Source organism: Haloferax mucosum ATCC BAA-1512 (assembly GCF_000337815.1).
GTDB lineage: Archaea > Halobacteriota > Halobacteria > Halobacteriales > Haloferacaceae > Haloferax > Haloferax mucosum.
Map to the genome: position 1 here is coordinate 284,614 of NZ_AOLN01000001.1, position 13,429 is coordinate 298,042.

The window sequence follows — 13,429 nt, forward strand, 5'->3', positions numbered from 1 at the left end:
CAAAGATTAGAAAACGACTTATGTGTTTAGGTGGGCCTAAAACTATGGACAAACGTTCATCGGGGCGGAAAACACTGACACGGCGCAACTGTATGCGATATGGCGGGGCGGTCATCGGCGCTGGCTTGCTCGCCGGCTGTACGTCCGATTCCTCGGGAAGCGACGACGCGACCGAGACGGCCACGACGACAGAGACAGAGACAGAGACGGACACGACGACGACCGCGGAGGCGGACGAGTCGTACACCGTGACGATGGCACCGGCAGGCGAGGTCACTTTCGAATCGGTTCCCGAGTCGTGGGTCGCCTACGACGGCGGCTACGCCGACATGGGCGTCGCACTCGGCGTCGGCGACAGGATGACCGGTATCGGCGGTGCAGGCCGATATTACAGCTACGTCTACGACGAACTCCCGGGCGTGAGCATCGACCGCGAGCAAATCGAGCAGAACCAACTCTCGGACGGCGACATGTCCAAGGAGATGTTCTACGAGCTGGACAACGATGTGCATCTGATGGACCCCGAGATGCTCGTCAACTGGTTCGGGTGGAAACAGGAGGACGTTGACGAGATTTCCAAGAACGTCGCTCCGTTCGTAGGCAACCTCAACTTCCGCCGCGAAGACGAGTGGCACGACTACCGGTACTACACGCTCTACGAGGCCTTCGAAAAGATGGCCGAAGTCTTCCAAGAACGAGAGCGGTACGAGGCGTTCAAGGAACTTCACGACGAGTTCATCGCCGACATCCAGACGAAACTCCCGCCGGCCGACGAGCGCCCTAACGTCCTTCTCGTCTACGCGGGAAGCGACCAACCCGAAGCGTTCTCGCCGTACCGCCTCAACGACAAGGGAACGAGCAAGAAACAGTGGCACGACCTCGGCGTCAGCGACGCGCTCGCCGGAACCGGCGTGAAAGGCCTGAGCACCACGGACCGCGGAAAAATCGACTACGAGACCATGCTCGAAATCGACCCCGACGTGATTCTCCTGCGCGCTCACGAACGCAAGTCGGCGACCGAGTTCCGCGACACCGTCCTCGACTTCATGCAGTCGCATCCGGTTGCGAGCGAACTCACCGCGGTCCAAAACGAGCGCGTCTACCGCGGTGGCTACCTCTATCAGGGACCGATTCAGAACCTGTTCTTGACCGAGCGCGGCGCACAGCAACTTTTCCCCGGCGTGTTCGGCGAAGTGACCGGCGACACCGAACTGTTCGACAGACAGCGGGTCGCAGACATCGTCACCGGGTCCTCCTGAGAATGACTGCAAACGAGAACCAGTCCACGGCGGACGAGTACGACTACGACGTAGTCATCGTCGGCGGCGGTCCCGCGGGTTGTTCGGCGGGTGTGTTCACCGGCCGGTACGGTCTCGATACGGTCATCTTCGACCGCGGCCGCTCCTCGCTTCGACGGTGTGCGTACCTCGAAAACTACCTCGGGTTCCCGGCGGGAATCGACATCGACACGCTCTATGAGTTGATGCACGACCACGCCGAAGAAGCCGGGTGCGAAATCGTCCCCGACCTCGTCGAAGCAGTCAGGCAGGCCGAGACGGGATATACCGTCACGACGCAGGAAGGCCGGACCGTCACCGCCGGACAGGTCGTCGCGGCGGCCAGATACGGCGGTGACTTCCTCAAACCGCTCGGCGACGACGAGATGTTCATCCAGTACGAGTACGAGGGTGAAGAACGCGAGCGATTCAACCGCGACTACCCCGGCGAAGACGGAGCCACGCCGTTCGACGGTCTGTACGTCGCGGCACCGGTGACCGGCATCAACGCGCAGGCGATTATCTCCGCCGGTCACGGCGCGCGAGTCGCTCGAACCGTCATCGCCGACTACCGCCACACACAGGGCTACCCCGAGGAAATCGCGGACCACTGGGACTGGATGCGGCGCGAAGCGGAACTCGAAGGTGACCGCGACGACTGGCGCGAGTGGTTCGACGAGCGTGTCCCCGACGACGTTGCCCTCGACGACGGCGAACGCCGCGACCTCCGCGAGGCCGCCATCGACCGGCGACTCTCGACGTATCTCTCCGAAGCGGACGTCGAAGCGCGAACCGAACGCGGCCACGAACGACTCGCCGAACACCTCGATATCGACGCCAGAACCGACTCCGACGGGGCATCCGACTCCGATTCAGACGACTGACTTCGTCGGGTCACGGATTCAGACGCCGACGCCGACGACTGCCTCGACGCCGGCACCGACACCGACTCTGACTCCGACGCCAAACTGCCGTACGCTTCCCGCCGTCTCGGCGTCGAACGATTTTCGATAGGAACTTACTCACTGCTCCGGCCCTCGTATGCAGATAATGAGCACGCAGGACATCTCTCGCACGAAGGCGTGGGTGATGGCGTCGCGGCCGCAGACGCTCCCCGCGGCGGCCGCCCCCGTTCTCGTCGGCACCGCCGTCGCGGTGTCTGCCGACAAGTTCGCCGCGCTCCCCGCGTTTGCGGCCCTCGTCGGGGCGCTTCTCATCCAAATCGGGACCAACTTCGCCAACGACTACTACGACGCGGTTCAGGGCGCTGACACCGAGGCCAGAGAGGGCTTCACGCGCGTCACGGCGGGCGGACTCATCCCGCCGTCAGCGGTCAAACGCGCCATGTACCTCACGTTCGCCGCCGCCATCCTCCTCGGCACGTATCTCGTCTACGTCGGCGGCGTGCCCATCCTCGTTATCGGACTGCTGTCGGTCGCTTCCGGCATCGCCTACACCGGGGGTCCGTACCCGCTCGGCTACCACGGTCTCGGCGATCTGTTCGTCTTCGTCTTCTTTGGACTCGTCGCCGTCGTCGGGACGTTCTACGTGCAGGCCGCACACATCGTCGCCGAGCCGTTCACGGTCGGGATTCCGGAGGGAACCATCACTCTCGTCGCCGTCCTCGCCAGCCTCCCGATTGCGGCGCTTTCGACCAACATCCTCGTCGTCAACAACATCCGAGACAAGGAAGAAGACGCGACGACGGGAAAGCGAACGCTCGCGGTCCGATTCGGCTACGGCGTCGCTCGCGGTGAGTATCTTGCGATGCTCGCGCTCGCCTACGCGGTACCGTTCTATCTCTGGACGCGCGCTGGGTTCGAGTGGTTCGTCCTCCTGCCGCTCCTCTCGATGCCCGTCGCGGCTCGTATCGCACAGACCGTCGTGACAGAAACGAAGGGCGCGAAGCTCAACCCGGCGCTCGAAGACACCGGAAAGCTCCTCGCGCTCTACGCCGTCCTCTTTTCGGTCGGAGTCGTCCTCGCATAATGGACGTTCGAATCCGCCCGTTCGCGGTCGAACTCCGACACCCGCTCGCCACCGCAACGGGCGACATCGAGCGCCGCGAGGGATTTCTCGTCGCGGTCGATATCGCAGGGACGACGGGTATCGGTGAGGCGACACCGCTTCCGGGCTGGACCGAATCACGCGCCGAGTGCCGAGACGCTCTCGACGCGGTTTCGGACCCGGCGCTCGCGCTCGAATCCGGCGACCTTGACGACACACCGGCCGCCAGACACGCCGTCTCGCTCGCCCTCGCCGATGCCCGCGCCCGCGCCGCGGACCGCCCGCTCGCGGCGACACTAGACACCAGTTCGCACACCTCGCTTCCGGTGAATGCGACGGTCGGAGACGCCGGAGCCGACGAGACCGTCGAAGCGGCGAAAACGGCCGTCTCGGAGGGATACGAGTGCATCAAGCTGAAGGTCGGGGCGCGGAATCCGGCGGCAGACGCGGCTCGAATCCGAGCGGTTCGTGACGCCGTCGGTCCCGACGTGTCGATTCGGGCCGACGCGAACGCCTCGTGGGACCGCTGGACCGCAGACCGATTTCTCGACGCCGTCGCCGACATCGGTCTCGAATACCTCGAACAACCGCTTGCGGCCGAGGAACTCGACGGCCACGCGGTCCTCAGACGCCTCCACGATACGCCTATCGCGCTCGACGAGTCGCTCGCCGCGGTCTCACCGGCGCGCGCCATCGCGTCGAACGCGGCCGACGTGCTCGTCTGCAAGCCGATGGCGCTCGGCGGTCCCGACCGCGTCCGCGACGTGGCCACGCGCGCCCGAGACGCGGCCGTCGGTGTCGTCGTGACGACGACCATCGACGCCGTCGTCGGCCGACTCGGCGCACTCCACGTCGCCGCATCGCTCCCCGGCGACCGCGCCCACGGGCTAGCCACCGCCTCGTTTCTCGATGGCGACCTCGCGGCTGACCCCGCGCCAGTTCGGGACGGGACGATGCGCGTCCCCGAGGCTCCCGGTCTCGGCATCGACGTGGCCGACTGCTTCGACTGAGGTGTCTTCTCGGCCGGTTCAACTCTCCACTGACCAAACGTTTTTCACGATTCTGCACGTCCACGTCGAGGATGACCGAGGTCGAACTCGATTCCGATGCAGTACGACTCGATATCGACGCCGGCGTCGCCACGGTGACGCTCGACGCCCCGGAGACGCGAAATGCACTGACCGTTGACGTGACGGCCGGGGTGCGCGAGGCGCTGTCGTCGCTCCCGGACGACGCCAGATGCGTCGTGTTCCGCGGGAGCGAGGGTGTGTTCTGCGCCGGCGGCGACGTGAACGCCATGATGGAACTTCAGGCCGACGCGATGTCGCTTCCCGACGCTGTGGACCACATCGTCCACGACACCGCCGACTGCGTCCGTCGCGTGTACGAGTGCGACCTCCCGACTGTCGCGGCTATCGACGGCGCGGCCGTCGGCGCGGGAGCCTCGCTCGCAATCGCTTGCGACCTCCAACTGCTCAGCGAGGATTCCCACATCGGATTCGGCTTCCGTCGTGTCGGTCTCGCAGTCGATTCGGGACTGTCGTACCTGCTTCCTCGACTCGTCGGGCGAAATGTGGCGATGGAACTCGTCTATACCGGCGAACTGCTCGGTCCCGACCGGGCGCTCGAACTCGGCGTCGTGAACCGCGTCGCCCCGGCCGACGAGTTCGAAGCCGAACTGGACGAGTTGACGGCGCGAATCACGAGCGGGCCGACGAAGGCGCTCACCGCCTCCAAGCGTCTGCTTCGCCGACCCGACGACTCTATCGAGGCGGCTATCGAACACGAGGCGGCGGCACAAGCCGTCATCTTCGAGACGGAAGACCACGCCGAGGGCGTCGAATCGTTCATGGCTCGGCGCGAACCGGAGTTCGAAGGCCGTTAAGAACGCTCCCGTCCAGTGCGTTGCACTCAACGCGTCAGCGGCCAATTAGTCACTCTGGTTTCCGTGAGCGCAGACTACTTGGCCGACTCCCGAGTTGAAGCTGACATGAGTACGGTCCCCACCGTCACGGTCTGGAACGAGTTCCGACACGAGAAAGAAAACGACGACGTCGCCGTAATCTACCCCGACGGCATCCACGAGACCATCGCCGATGGTCTCCGCGATGTGGGCTACGACGTGCACACTGCGACGCTCGACGAACCCGAACACGGACTCACCGAGTCGGTCCTCGACGAGACGGACGTGCTAGCGTGGTGGGGACACAAAGCCCACGACGAAGTCGATGACGAGATTGTCGAGCGCGTCGCCGGGCGCGTCCGCGACGGGATGGGCTTCGTCGTCCTCCATTCGGGCCACTACTCCAAGCCCTTCAAGCGCCTGATGGGCACGACGTGTTCGCTCAAGTGGCGCGAAGCGGGCGAAACAGAACGCGTCTGGACCGTCGAACCCGGCCACCCTATCGCCGATGGACTTCCCGAATCGTTCGAGGTGCCCAGAGCCGAGATGTACGGCGAGCGGTTCGACGTTCCCGCGCCGGACGAACTCGTGTTCCTCTCGTGGTTCGAAGGCGGCGAAGTGTTCCGAAGCGGCTGTTGCTACACGCGTGGAAAGGGCCGAATCTTCTACTTCCGGCCGGGTCACGAGACGTACCCTATCTACGAGCAACCAGAGATTCGGACCGTCCTCGTAAACGCCGTCGATTGGGCGGCACCCGGAGACGGACCGGACCCGTACTTCGGAAACTCGGACCCGCTCGAAGACCTCGAATAGGGACGCGCGAGCCGCCTCGAATCGAGCTCTACGCGGCGAAACACGGCGTTATCGGACTGACTCGCTCGGCCGCGCTCGAAGTAGCAACCGAGAACGTTCGCGTCAACGCCGTCTGTCCGGGCGTCATCGAGACGCCGATGGTCGAGCGCGTCGTCGGCGATGACGAAGCGGTGCAGGAGGGACTCCTCGCCGCCGAGCCAATCGGGCGCATCGGGAAACCCGAGGAAATCGCAAGCACCGTCGTCTACCTCTGCTCTGACGACGCGTCGTTCGTCACCGGCCACCCGATGGTCGTCGATGGCGGCTACGTCGTCCCGTGAGCGTTCCGTAACGGCCGTGACCATCCGAGAACGCTCTGAACGCCTCATCTTTTGCGCTCCTAACCACTGCGAATCGGCGTGAGTCGTCGGCGTGAGCGCGTCGCCGAGAAACGCCGAGTGCAATAAGTACCCACAGTTCTCAGTGTTCTAACATGGCACAACCGACGAGTGGACAGCGGCGACTCATGTTCGTCCTGTTCGCGGTTGCAACGCTGGTCTTCCTCCTCGGAATCGTCGTTATCGGATACCTCTCGGGCGCGATTTAACGTCTCGTTTGGTCTCTCGGCTGTCGAACGATTAGCGAGTCGCGTCGTCCGGGCGGAACGTCTTTCCGCGCTTGCTGTCGGCGGTCATGCGGCGGAGCGTCGCCGCCGCGTTGCTCGCATCGTAGCCGAACAGCACGTCTTCGGCGTACTCGTCTGCGACCTCAACCGCGTGAATGAGGTCGTCTACATCGACGTTCACGGCGTACAGTTCGAGCGACAGCGAGACGTCGTAGGGGGCTAACAGGGAGACGAAGCCTCGTGCGATGGTTTCCAACCAGTAGGTCGTTCCGTAGTGGGTGTCGTACAGCGGGACGACGAACTCATCGACGTGCGCCGAGAGCGCTTCGATGTCGAGACCGGCGCGTCGATAGAGGTGGCCCGGATACGGGTCGGGATAGAGCGTGAGAGAGACGCGCCCGGGGATGTGCTCTGCGGCCTCGGCCACGAAGTCGGTGATGACTGCCGCGCGCCACTCGAACCACGCGTCTTCGTCGTCGGTGTCGCGGTCGTGTTCGTCCGCCCACGCCTCGAACTGGGTCGTACAACGCTCACACCGGCAGTATTCGTCGCGGGGGAAACCAACGTCGTCGAGTCGAACGTCGCCGTTTTCGGCGGCCGCATCGTCGATGATTTCGAGCAGGCCCGCGCGGTACTTCTCGTTCGTCGGGCAGATGTAGGCCCAATCAAAGTAGGTTCGGTCCCGCGTCGCCAGGTTGCCTTCGTCATCGACCGGGACGAGAGTCGGGTCCTCGTTCGCGGCGGCGGTGTCGCCGAAACACGAAATCATGTTCACGGCGTTCGGAAGCGGTGCGGCCGCCCGGCCGGTCACGTCTTTGACCTCGTAGAAGCCGCGGTCGAACTCGGGCCAGTCGATTTCCTCTGCGTTGCGCGTGACGACCCCGTACATATCCGCGGGTTCGCGCGGACGCCGGGTAAGTGGTTCGTTCTCGGCGCTCACGGGACGCGACGGCCGGCGGTTTCGGTCTGACTCGGCCAGAGACGGACACACAGCTCACAGCGACACGCCGTACTCACGCGGCAAATAGAAACCAACCCGGTCGGAGGAGACCGAGTTACAGACGGGAAGTTACTCTTCGATCTCGACTTCGACGGTCTCTCCGTCGCCGGAGAAGACGGTGTAAACGAGTGCGACGAGTGCCAGTACCAAGACGAGTTTCGCCTTTTTGGACATACTGACGCCTACGACGGCACGACACTAATTGATTACGACATGATGACGACACGAGGAGTGCTGTTTCTGACACGCGACACGATTGATTGTGTTTCGAATTCGGGTACTCGTTCACAGAAGCATTATCACTATGGAAGATAATCACTAACACGCACAAGTCGTGCCTGATTTCGGATGTCCATCGACCCGCAACTCCGCGTTCTCTCGGTCGGCGGCGACCGAGCCATTTCTCGGGCCGTAGAGCAGGCCGTATCGCGGATGACGGTCGAGCACGTCGAGACGCTCGACGCCGCGCGCTCGGCGCTCGAAGACGGCTCGTTCGACTGTCTGATTCTCGCTGAAACGCTTCCTGATGGCGATGGTACGACGGTGCTCCGGGAGGCCCGCGCGGCCGAGTTGGAGTTCCCCGTCGTATTTTTGGCCGACGACCCCACGTCCCAGTCGTTGACCGAGCTTGTTGACCTCGGCATCTCGGGATACCTCACGGGCGACTCCTTCGACCCGGACGAGGCGCTCGCCCCGCGAGTCGGCCGTCTCGCCCGTCGCCACCGAGTCGAACAATCGACGCGCGTTTCGGTCACGGAATCCGGGCAGGACGGTGACCGTGGATGGGTCGTCGAAGACGCTCTCGACGCCCTCGACGACGTGTTTTACGTCTACGACCAGGAGGGCCGCCTCGTCTCGTGGAACAGTCGGTTCAGCGAACTCACGAACAAATCCGACGAGGAACTGTTCGGCACGCACGCCGAGTCGTTCTTCGCAGACGGCGACAGCGAGGTGGTCAGACGCGCCGTCGAACAGGTGATGGAAAACGGGGAGACGGTCTTCGAGGCGCGGCTCCCGACGACGAGAGGGACGATTCTGTTCCAACTCACCGGCCACCGTCTCGTCGCGCCTGACGGAACCGTCGTCGGATTTTGTGGCGTCGGCCGCGACATTACCGTTCTCAGACAACACGAAGAACGGCTCGCTCGGCAGAACGAACGACTCGACGAGTTCGCGCGCGTCCTCTCGCACGACCTTCGAAATCCGCTTTCTATCTCGACCGGGTTCCTCAACCTCGAACGACAGGAAAACGACTCCGAGTACCTCGAACGCGTCGCCACCTCGCTCGACCGGATGAGCGAAATCGTCAGCAACGTCCTGAAGGCGGCGCGGCGGGAGCGGACCGTCGTCGAGTTCTCGCCTATCGCCTTCGAATCGCTCGTCGAACAGGCGTGGGACACCGCCGACACCGGCAACGCAACCCTCGACATCGACACCGAGAAGGTCATCCACGCCGACTCCGCGCGTCTCCAACGACTGTTCGAGAACCTCTTTCGGAACGTCGCCGACCACGCTGGGCCGACGCCGACGGTGACAGTCGAGGTGCTGGACGGCGACACCGGGTTCGTGGTCGAAGACGACGGCAACGGCATCGACTCGGATATCGCGGGACAGGTGTTCGAGCCTGGATTCACGACCGCGCCGAACGGCACGGGATTCGGTCTCGACATCGTTCGGTCGCTGGCCGAGGCGCACGGATGGTCGGTTTCGGTCGTTGACTGTTCGTCCAGCGGCGCTCGCTTCGAGTTCACCGGGGTCTCGTTCACCGATTCGGAACCCGAACTCGACGGGTCGGGTGTCGATGGCGTGGGCGACCTGAACGGCGTAGAAAATGGAGAGTCCCTGAGAGACACAGCACGGACAGACGGGCTGACGGAGGGTGAAAACGCAGACGGCGACTCTGACGAACCAGAGCCGTACAAACTGTAAGCGGCGGTTAGTTGACGTCGAGGTTGGCGGCGACTTCGTCTTCTCGAACGATGGACTCGCAGTAATCACAGCGAACGCCGTCTGAGAGGACCGTAAAGCGGGAGGTAATCGGCTCGTCGGCGTTGGTGATGCAGTTGCGGTTCGGACAGGAAATAATGCCCGTGACGATGTCGGGACGCACGACGCGGTTCTTTTCGACCACGTCGTAATCGCGGACGATGTTGATGCTCGCCGCGGGCGCGATGAGCGAAAGTACGTCCACTTCGGACTGGCTCAGTTCGCGGCCTTCGACCTTGACGATGTCTTTGCGGCCGAGGCGGTCCGACGGGACGTTCATCCCGACCGAGACCGCTTCGCCACTCGTGGCGTCGATGCCGAGAATGGCGAGGACGTTGAGTGCCTGTCCGGCGGCGACGTGGTCGATGACGGTTCCGTTTTGAATCTTCGAGACGCGGAGTTGGTGGTCGTCAGTCATCGGCTTGGGAGAGGAGGATGTCCAGAAGCGCCATCCGGACCGGGATGCCGTTGTGAGCCTGTTCGAAGTACGTCGCGTGGTCGGTGTCGTCGATATCGGGCGAAATCTCGTCCACGCGCGGAAGCGGGTGCATGACGGTGAGGTCGTCGGTGGCGGCCTCCAGCGTCTCGGCGTCGATTTGGTACTGCCCCGCGACCTTTCGGTACTCGTTTTCGTCGGGGAAACGCTCGCGCTGGATGCGCGTCACGTAGAGCACGTCGAGTTCGGGAAGCACGTCGTCGAGTTGCGTGTGCTCTTTGACCTGCGCGCCAGCGGCGTGGAGGTCGTACCGAACGTTTCGCGGGAGACGAAGGCTCTCGGGGCTGATGAAGTGCTGGCTGACGTCGAAGTTCGTCAGCGCCCCCGCGAGAGAGTGCACCGTCCGCCCGTACTTCAGGTCGCCCATGATACCGATAGTGAGGTCGTCGAGTCCGGCGTTCTCTCGAATCGTATAGAGGTCGAGGAGCGTCTGACTCGGGTGTTGGCCCGCGCCGTCACCGGCGTTGACGAGCGGGATGTCAACGAACTCGGCGGCCATCGTGGCCGCGCCCTCGCTCGGGTGACGGAGCACGAGCGCGTCCGCGTAGCCTTCGACCACGCGAACGGTGTCGGCGAGCGTCTCGCCTTTCTTGACCGACGAGGACTCGACGGGTCCCATATCGACTGTCTGGCCGCCGAGGCGTTTCATCGCGGTGTCGAAGCTCATTCGAGTTCGCGTGCTCGGCTCGAAAAAACAGAGCCCAAGAACCTTTCCGGCGTGCCGTTGCCGGAATGCGGCCGTATCGTCGTCGATTTCGGCCGCGCGGTCGAGCACCGCCTCGATGTCCTCCCGCGAGAGGTGTGCCGCGGAGATGAGGTGGTCCTGACGCATCGGTGAATCAGGCGACCTATATCGACTTGAATCCCTCGGCATCGGCCGACGCGTGTGATATACAAAACCATGCACAAGCAATCCGGCTGTGGACGAACTGTGGACGAGAGACGACGAACCGCAACCGAATCGTAGGTAATCGGCGAACGAACGGGAGATACCAACCCGCGGGCGGTCGAATGGCCCTCAGTTCGCAGGACGCAGTTCACGCGCGGTCTCGGTGTCGATACCGCTCGTCGCCGGTGCGCTCAGGGCCAGTTGCCGCTGGAGTCGTACGCATCGACGACGCGTCGGATAGCGACGACGTACGCCGCGGTCCGGAAGTTCGGGAGGTCGTGTGTCTCGTAGGCTTCGACGAGGTTGTCGAAGGCATCGACGATGATGCGTTCGAGTTCGTCGTTGACGCGCTCTTCGGTCCAGTAGAAGCGCTGGCGGTTCTGGACCCACTCGAAGTAACTCACGGTGACGCCGCCCGCGTTGGCGAGAATGTCGGGCAGGACGTGTACGTCGCGTCCGGTGAGTACCTCGTCGGCCTCGGGTGTGAGCGGGCCGTTCGCGGCCTCGACGATCATGTCCGCCTGTACCTCACGGGCGAGTTCACCGTCGATGGCGTTTTCGAGCGCCGCGGGGACGAGCAGGTCAACGTCGAGCGTGAGCAGTTCGTCGTTCGTTAGCGCCTCGGTGTCGCGGTAACCGGAGACACTTCCGGTCTCGTTTTTGAACTGCTTGACGTCGCGGGCGTCGATACCGTCGGGGTTGTAGACTGCACCGGAGGAGTCGGAGACGGCGACGACCGTCGCGCCGAGGTCTTCGATGAGTTTCGCGGCGACGGAGCCAGCGTTCCCGTAACCCTGTACGGCGACCGTCGCGCCCTCGATGTCGCGGTCGAGGTAGTCGAACGCCTCGCGCGCCGTGAGCATCGTCGAGCGACCGGTCGCTTCGACGCGGCCCTCGCTCCCACCGTTCGAGAGCGCCTTCCCCGTGATGACGCCCGGCGCGGTGGTGTTTTCGAGGGTCTCGTAGGTGTCTTTGATCCAGTTCATCTCGCGCTGGCCGGTGTTTACGTCCGGCGCGGGAATGTCGCGGTCTTCGCCGATGAGCGGGCGGAGTTCCTTTGCGAACGCCCGCGAGACGCGTTCGAGTTCGGTCTCGCTGTAGTCGGACGGGTCGATGACGATGCCGCCCTTGCCGCCGCCGTAGGGAATGTCAACGACGGCGCACTTGTAGACCATCCAGCCGGAAAGCGCCTTCACCTCGTCGCGGGTGACGCCCGGGTGATAGCGAATGCCGCCTTTGTACGGGCCGCGGTCGCCGTTGAACTGCGACCGGTAGGCACGGAACACGCCGATATCGCCGTCGTCCATCTCGACGGAGAGATTCGTTTCGAGGACTCGTTCGGGGTTTTTCAGTCGCTCGATTACGTCGCCGCGCACGTCGAGGTAGGCCGCCGCGTCGTCGATTTGCTCCTGCAAACTCTCGAATGGATTCGCCTCTTGTGACATGACCTAATAGCCTGTAGGCACCCGTTTAAGCGTAGCGGGGATTTTAGCATATCATGACAGTAATACGCATTTGTACCTCACGCGACAACCTTAAACAGACGACGGAGGGGCGTTAGTACGATTCGTCCGCTCGGTCGAGGATATTTTCGGCTTGTTTGACGAGCGGCGCGTCTATCATCTCGCCGTCAACGCCGAAGACACCGCGGCCCTCGGCGGCCGCTTCGTCGCGGGCGCGAAGCACCTTCCTCGCCCACGTCACGTCCTCGGTGTCGGGCGAAAAGGCGTCGTTGATGATGGGCACTTGTGCGGGGTGGATTGCGAGTTTCCCGTCGTAGCCGAGTTCCCGACCGAACCGGGCGTCTGCGCGGAGTCCGGTTTCGTCCTGATAATCGACGTGGAGCGTGTCGATGGCATCGACGTCGGCGGCGGCGGCCGCGACGACGACGCGCTCACGGGCGTAGAGCACCTCGGTTCCGTCCTCGGTCCGCGTCGCGCCCACGTCGGCCGCGAAGTCCTCTGCGCCGAAGATGACGGCCGCGGTGTCGGCCGCGGCGGCAACGTCGGGGGCGGCGAGCACGCCCGCGGCGCTCTCGATGATTGCGATGACGGGACAGTCGGCACCGACTTCTCTCGCGGCGCTGGCGACGCGCGTCACGTCCGTCGAACCCGTCGCTTTCGGGACGACGAGCGCGTCCGGTGGCTGGCGTTCGCAGACGGCCGTGATATCGTCAAGTCCGGTCTCGCCCGGATTCACTCGAACCGTGACTTCGGCGTCGGGGTCGAACTCGGGGTCCGCGAGCACTTCGACGACGGCCGCTCTCGCCTCGGCTTTTCGCTCGGGCGCAACGGCGTCTTCGAGGTCGAACACGAGCACGTCGGCACCCGATTCGGGCGCTTTTCGCATCAGTTCCGGTCTGTCGCCGGGGGAAAACAACACACTGCGTCGTGGCATCGTAGATAGCGTTTCGTTCGGCACTGTCAAGAATGATACCGTTCGGATGTCTGACGA

At 63.8% G+C, this 13,429-nt stretch carries 12 protein-coding genes and 1 pseudogene; 8 read left to right on the forward strand and 5 right to left on the reverse strand.

What is annotated here, in order from left to right; translation table 11 throughout:
* The first annotated feature begins 44 nt into the window (after positions 1–44).
* The 7 genes and pseudogenes from C440_RS01330 to C440_RS01360 form a co-directional block, all read left to right on the forward strand.
* Entirely contained in the window at positions 45–1,259 is a 1,215-nt protein-coding gene (locus tag C440_RS01330; protein ID WP_008317512.1) for an ABC transporter substrate-binding protein, read from the forward strand.
* Between the two features lie 2 nt (positions 1,260–1,261).
* Positions 1,262–2,161, forward strand: coding sequence for an NAD(P)/FAD-dependent oxidoreductase (locus C440_RS01335; protein WP_008317514.1), 900 nt, complete (start codon positions 1,262–1,264; stop codon positions 2,159–2,161).
* 166 nt (positions 2,162–2,327) lie between these two features.
* Positions 2,328–3,266, forward strand: coding sequence for a 1,4-dihydroxy-2-naphthoate polyprenyltransferase (locus tag C440_RS01340; protein WP_049915126.1), 939 nt, complete (start codon positions 2,328–2,330; stop codon positions 3,264–3,266).
* Positions 3,266–4,294, forward strand: coding sequence for a mandelate racemase/muconate lactonizing enzyme family protein (locus C440_RS01345; protein WP_008317517.1), 1,029 nt, complete (start codon positions 3,266–3,268; stop codon positions 4,292–4,294). Before C440_RS01340 ends, C440_RS01345 begins: the two co-directional genes overlap by 1 nt.
* A 71-nt stretch (positions 4,295–4,365) precedes the next feature.
* A complete protein-coding gene (locus C440_RS01350) occupies positions 4,366–5,169 on the forward strand; it encodes an enoyl-CoA hydratase/isomerase family protein (RefSeq protein WP_008317520.1) in 804 nt (267 codons plus the stop codon).
* 105 nt (positions 5,170–5,274) lie between these two features.
* Positions 5,275–6,000, forward strand: coding sequence for a ThuA domain-containing protein (locus C440_RS01355; protein ID WP_008317522.1), 726 nt, complete (start codon positions 5,275–5,277; stop codon positions 5,998–6,000).
* Between the two features lie 29 nt (positions 6,001–6,029).
* Positions 6,030–6,320: pseudogene (locus C440_RS01360) on the forward strand (SDR family oxidoreductase); the annotation flags it as partial.
* 297 nt (positions 6,321–6,617) lie between these two features.
* On the opposite strand, the gene C440_RS01365 reads toward C440_RS01360, so the two are convergent.
* On the reverse strand, positions 6,618–7,493 hold the full coding sequence (locus C440_RS01365) for a hypothetical protein (RefSeq protein WP_008317527.1): 876 nt from the start codon (positions 7,491–7,493) through the stop codon (positions 6,618–6,620).
* 459 nt (positions 7,494–7,952) lie between these two features.
* Between C440_RS01365 and C440_RS01370 the strand changes: the two genes are divergently transcribed.
* Positions 7,953–9,533 carry a response regulator gene (locus C440_RS01370; RefSeq protein WP_008317528.1) on the forward strand — a complete coding sequence of 527 codons (1,581 nt, stop codon included), beginning with the start codon at positions 7,953–7,955 and terminating at the stop codon, positions 9,531–9,533.
* A gap of 7 nt (positions 9,534–9,540) precedes the next feature.
* On the opposite strand, the gene pyrI is transcribed toward C440_RS01370, so the two are convergent.
* The 4 genes from pyrI to C440_RS01390 all read right to left on the reverse strand — a co-directional run bounded on the left by pyrI (position 9,541) and on the right by C440_RS01390 (position 13,372).
* Entirely contained in the window at positions 9,541–10,008 is a 468-nt protein-coding gene (gene pyrI / locus C440_RS01375; protein ID WP_008317530.1) for an aspartate carbamoyltransferase regulatory subunit, read from the reverse strand.
* Positions 10,001–10,918 carry an aspartate carbamoyltransferase gene (gene pyrB / locus C440_RS01380; protein ID WP_008317531.1) on the reverse strand — a complete coding sequence of 306 codons (918 nt, stop codon included), beginning with the start codon at positions 10,916–10,918 and terminating at the stop codon, positions 10,001–10,003. The genes pyrI and pyrB overlap by 8 nt, the downstream gene beginning before the upstream one ends.
* 248 nt (positions 10,919–11,166) lie before the next feature.
* Positions 11,167–12,420 carry a Glu/Leu/Phe/Val family dehydrogenase gene (locus tag C440_RS01385; RefSeq protein ID WP_008317533.1) on the reverse strand — a complete coding sequence of 418 codons (1,254 nt, stop codon included), beginning with the start codon at positions 12,418–12,420 and terminating at the stop codon, positions 11,167–11,169.
* A 112-nt stretch (positions 12,421–12,532) separates the two neighbouring features.
* Positions 12,533–13,372: an HpcH/HpaI aldolase/citrate lyase family protein gene (locus C440_RS01390; protein ID WP_008317534.1), complete on the reverse strand. Its 840-nt coding sequence runs from the start codon at positions 13,370–13,372 to the stop codon at positions 12,533–12,535.
* Positions 13,373–13,429 lie beyond the last annotated feature (57 nt).

Excerpts from the sequence above, each read along its gene's own strand:
- C440_RS01330 (WP_008317512.1), top strand. The coding sequence starts at position 45 with ATGGACAAACGTTCATCGGGGCGGAAAACACTGACACGGCGCAACTGT.
- C440_RS01335 (WP_008317514.1), top strand. The coding sequence starts at position 1,262 with ATGACTGCAAACGAGAACCAGTCCACGGCGGACGAGTACGACTACGAC.
- C440_RS01340 (WP_049915126.1), top strand. The coding sequence starts at position 2,328 with ATGAGCACGCAGGACATCTCTCGCACGAAGGCGTGGGTGATGGCGTCG.
- C440_RS01345 (WP_008317517.1), top strand. The coding sequence starts at position 3,266 with ATGGACGTTCGAATCCGCCCGTTCGCGGTCGAACTCCGACACCCGCTC.
- C440_RS01350 (WP_008317520.1), top strand. The coding sequence starts at position 4,366 with ATGACCGAGGTCGAACTCGATTCCGATGCAGTACGACTCGATATCGAC.
- C440_RS01355 (WP_008317522.1), top strand. The coding sequence starts at position 5,275 with ATGAGTACGGTCCCCACCGTCACGGTCTGGAACGAGTTCCGACACGAG.
- C440_RS01365 (WP_008317527.1), bottom strand. The coding sequence starts at position 7,493 with ATGTACGGGGTCGTCACGCGCAACGCAGAGGAAATCGACTGGCCCGAG.
- C440_RS01370 (WP_008317528.1), top strand. The coding sequence starts at position 7,953 with ATGTCCATCGACCCGCAACTCCGCGTTCTCTCGGTCGGCGGCGACCGA.
- pyrI (WP_008317530.1), bottom strand. The coding sequence starts at position 10,008 with ATGACTGACGACCACCAACTCCGCGTCTCGAAGATTCAAAACGGAACC.
- pyrB (WP_008317531.1), bottom strand. The coding sequence starts at position 10,918 with ATGCGTCAGGACCACCTCATCTCCGCGGCACACCTCTCGCGGGAGGAC.
- C440_RS01385 (WP_008317533.1), bottom strand. The coding sequence starts at position 12,420 with ATGTCACAAGAGGCGAATCCATTCGAGAGTTTGCAGGAGCAAATCGAC.
- C440_RS01390 (WP_008317534.1), bottom strand. The coding sequence starts at position 13,372 with ATGCCACGACGCAGTGTGTTGTTTTCCCCCGGCGACAGACCGGAACTG.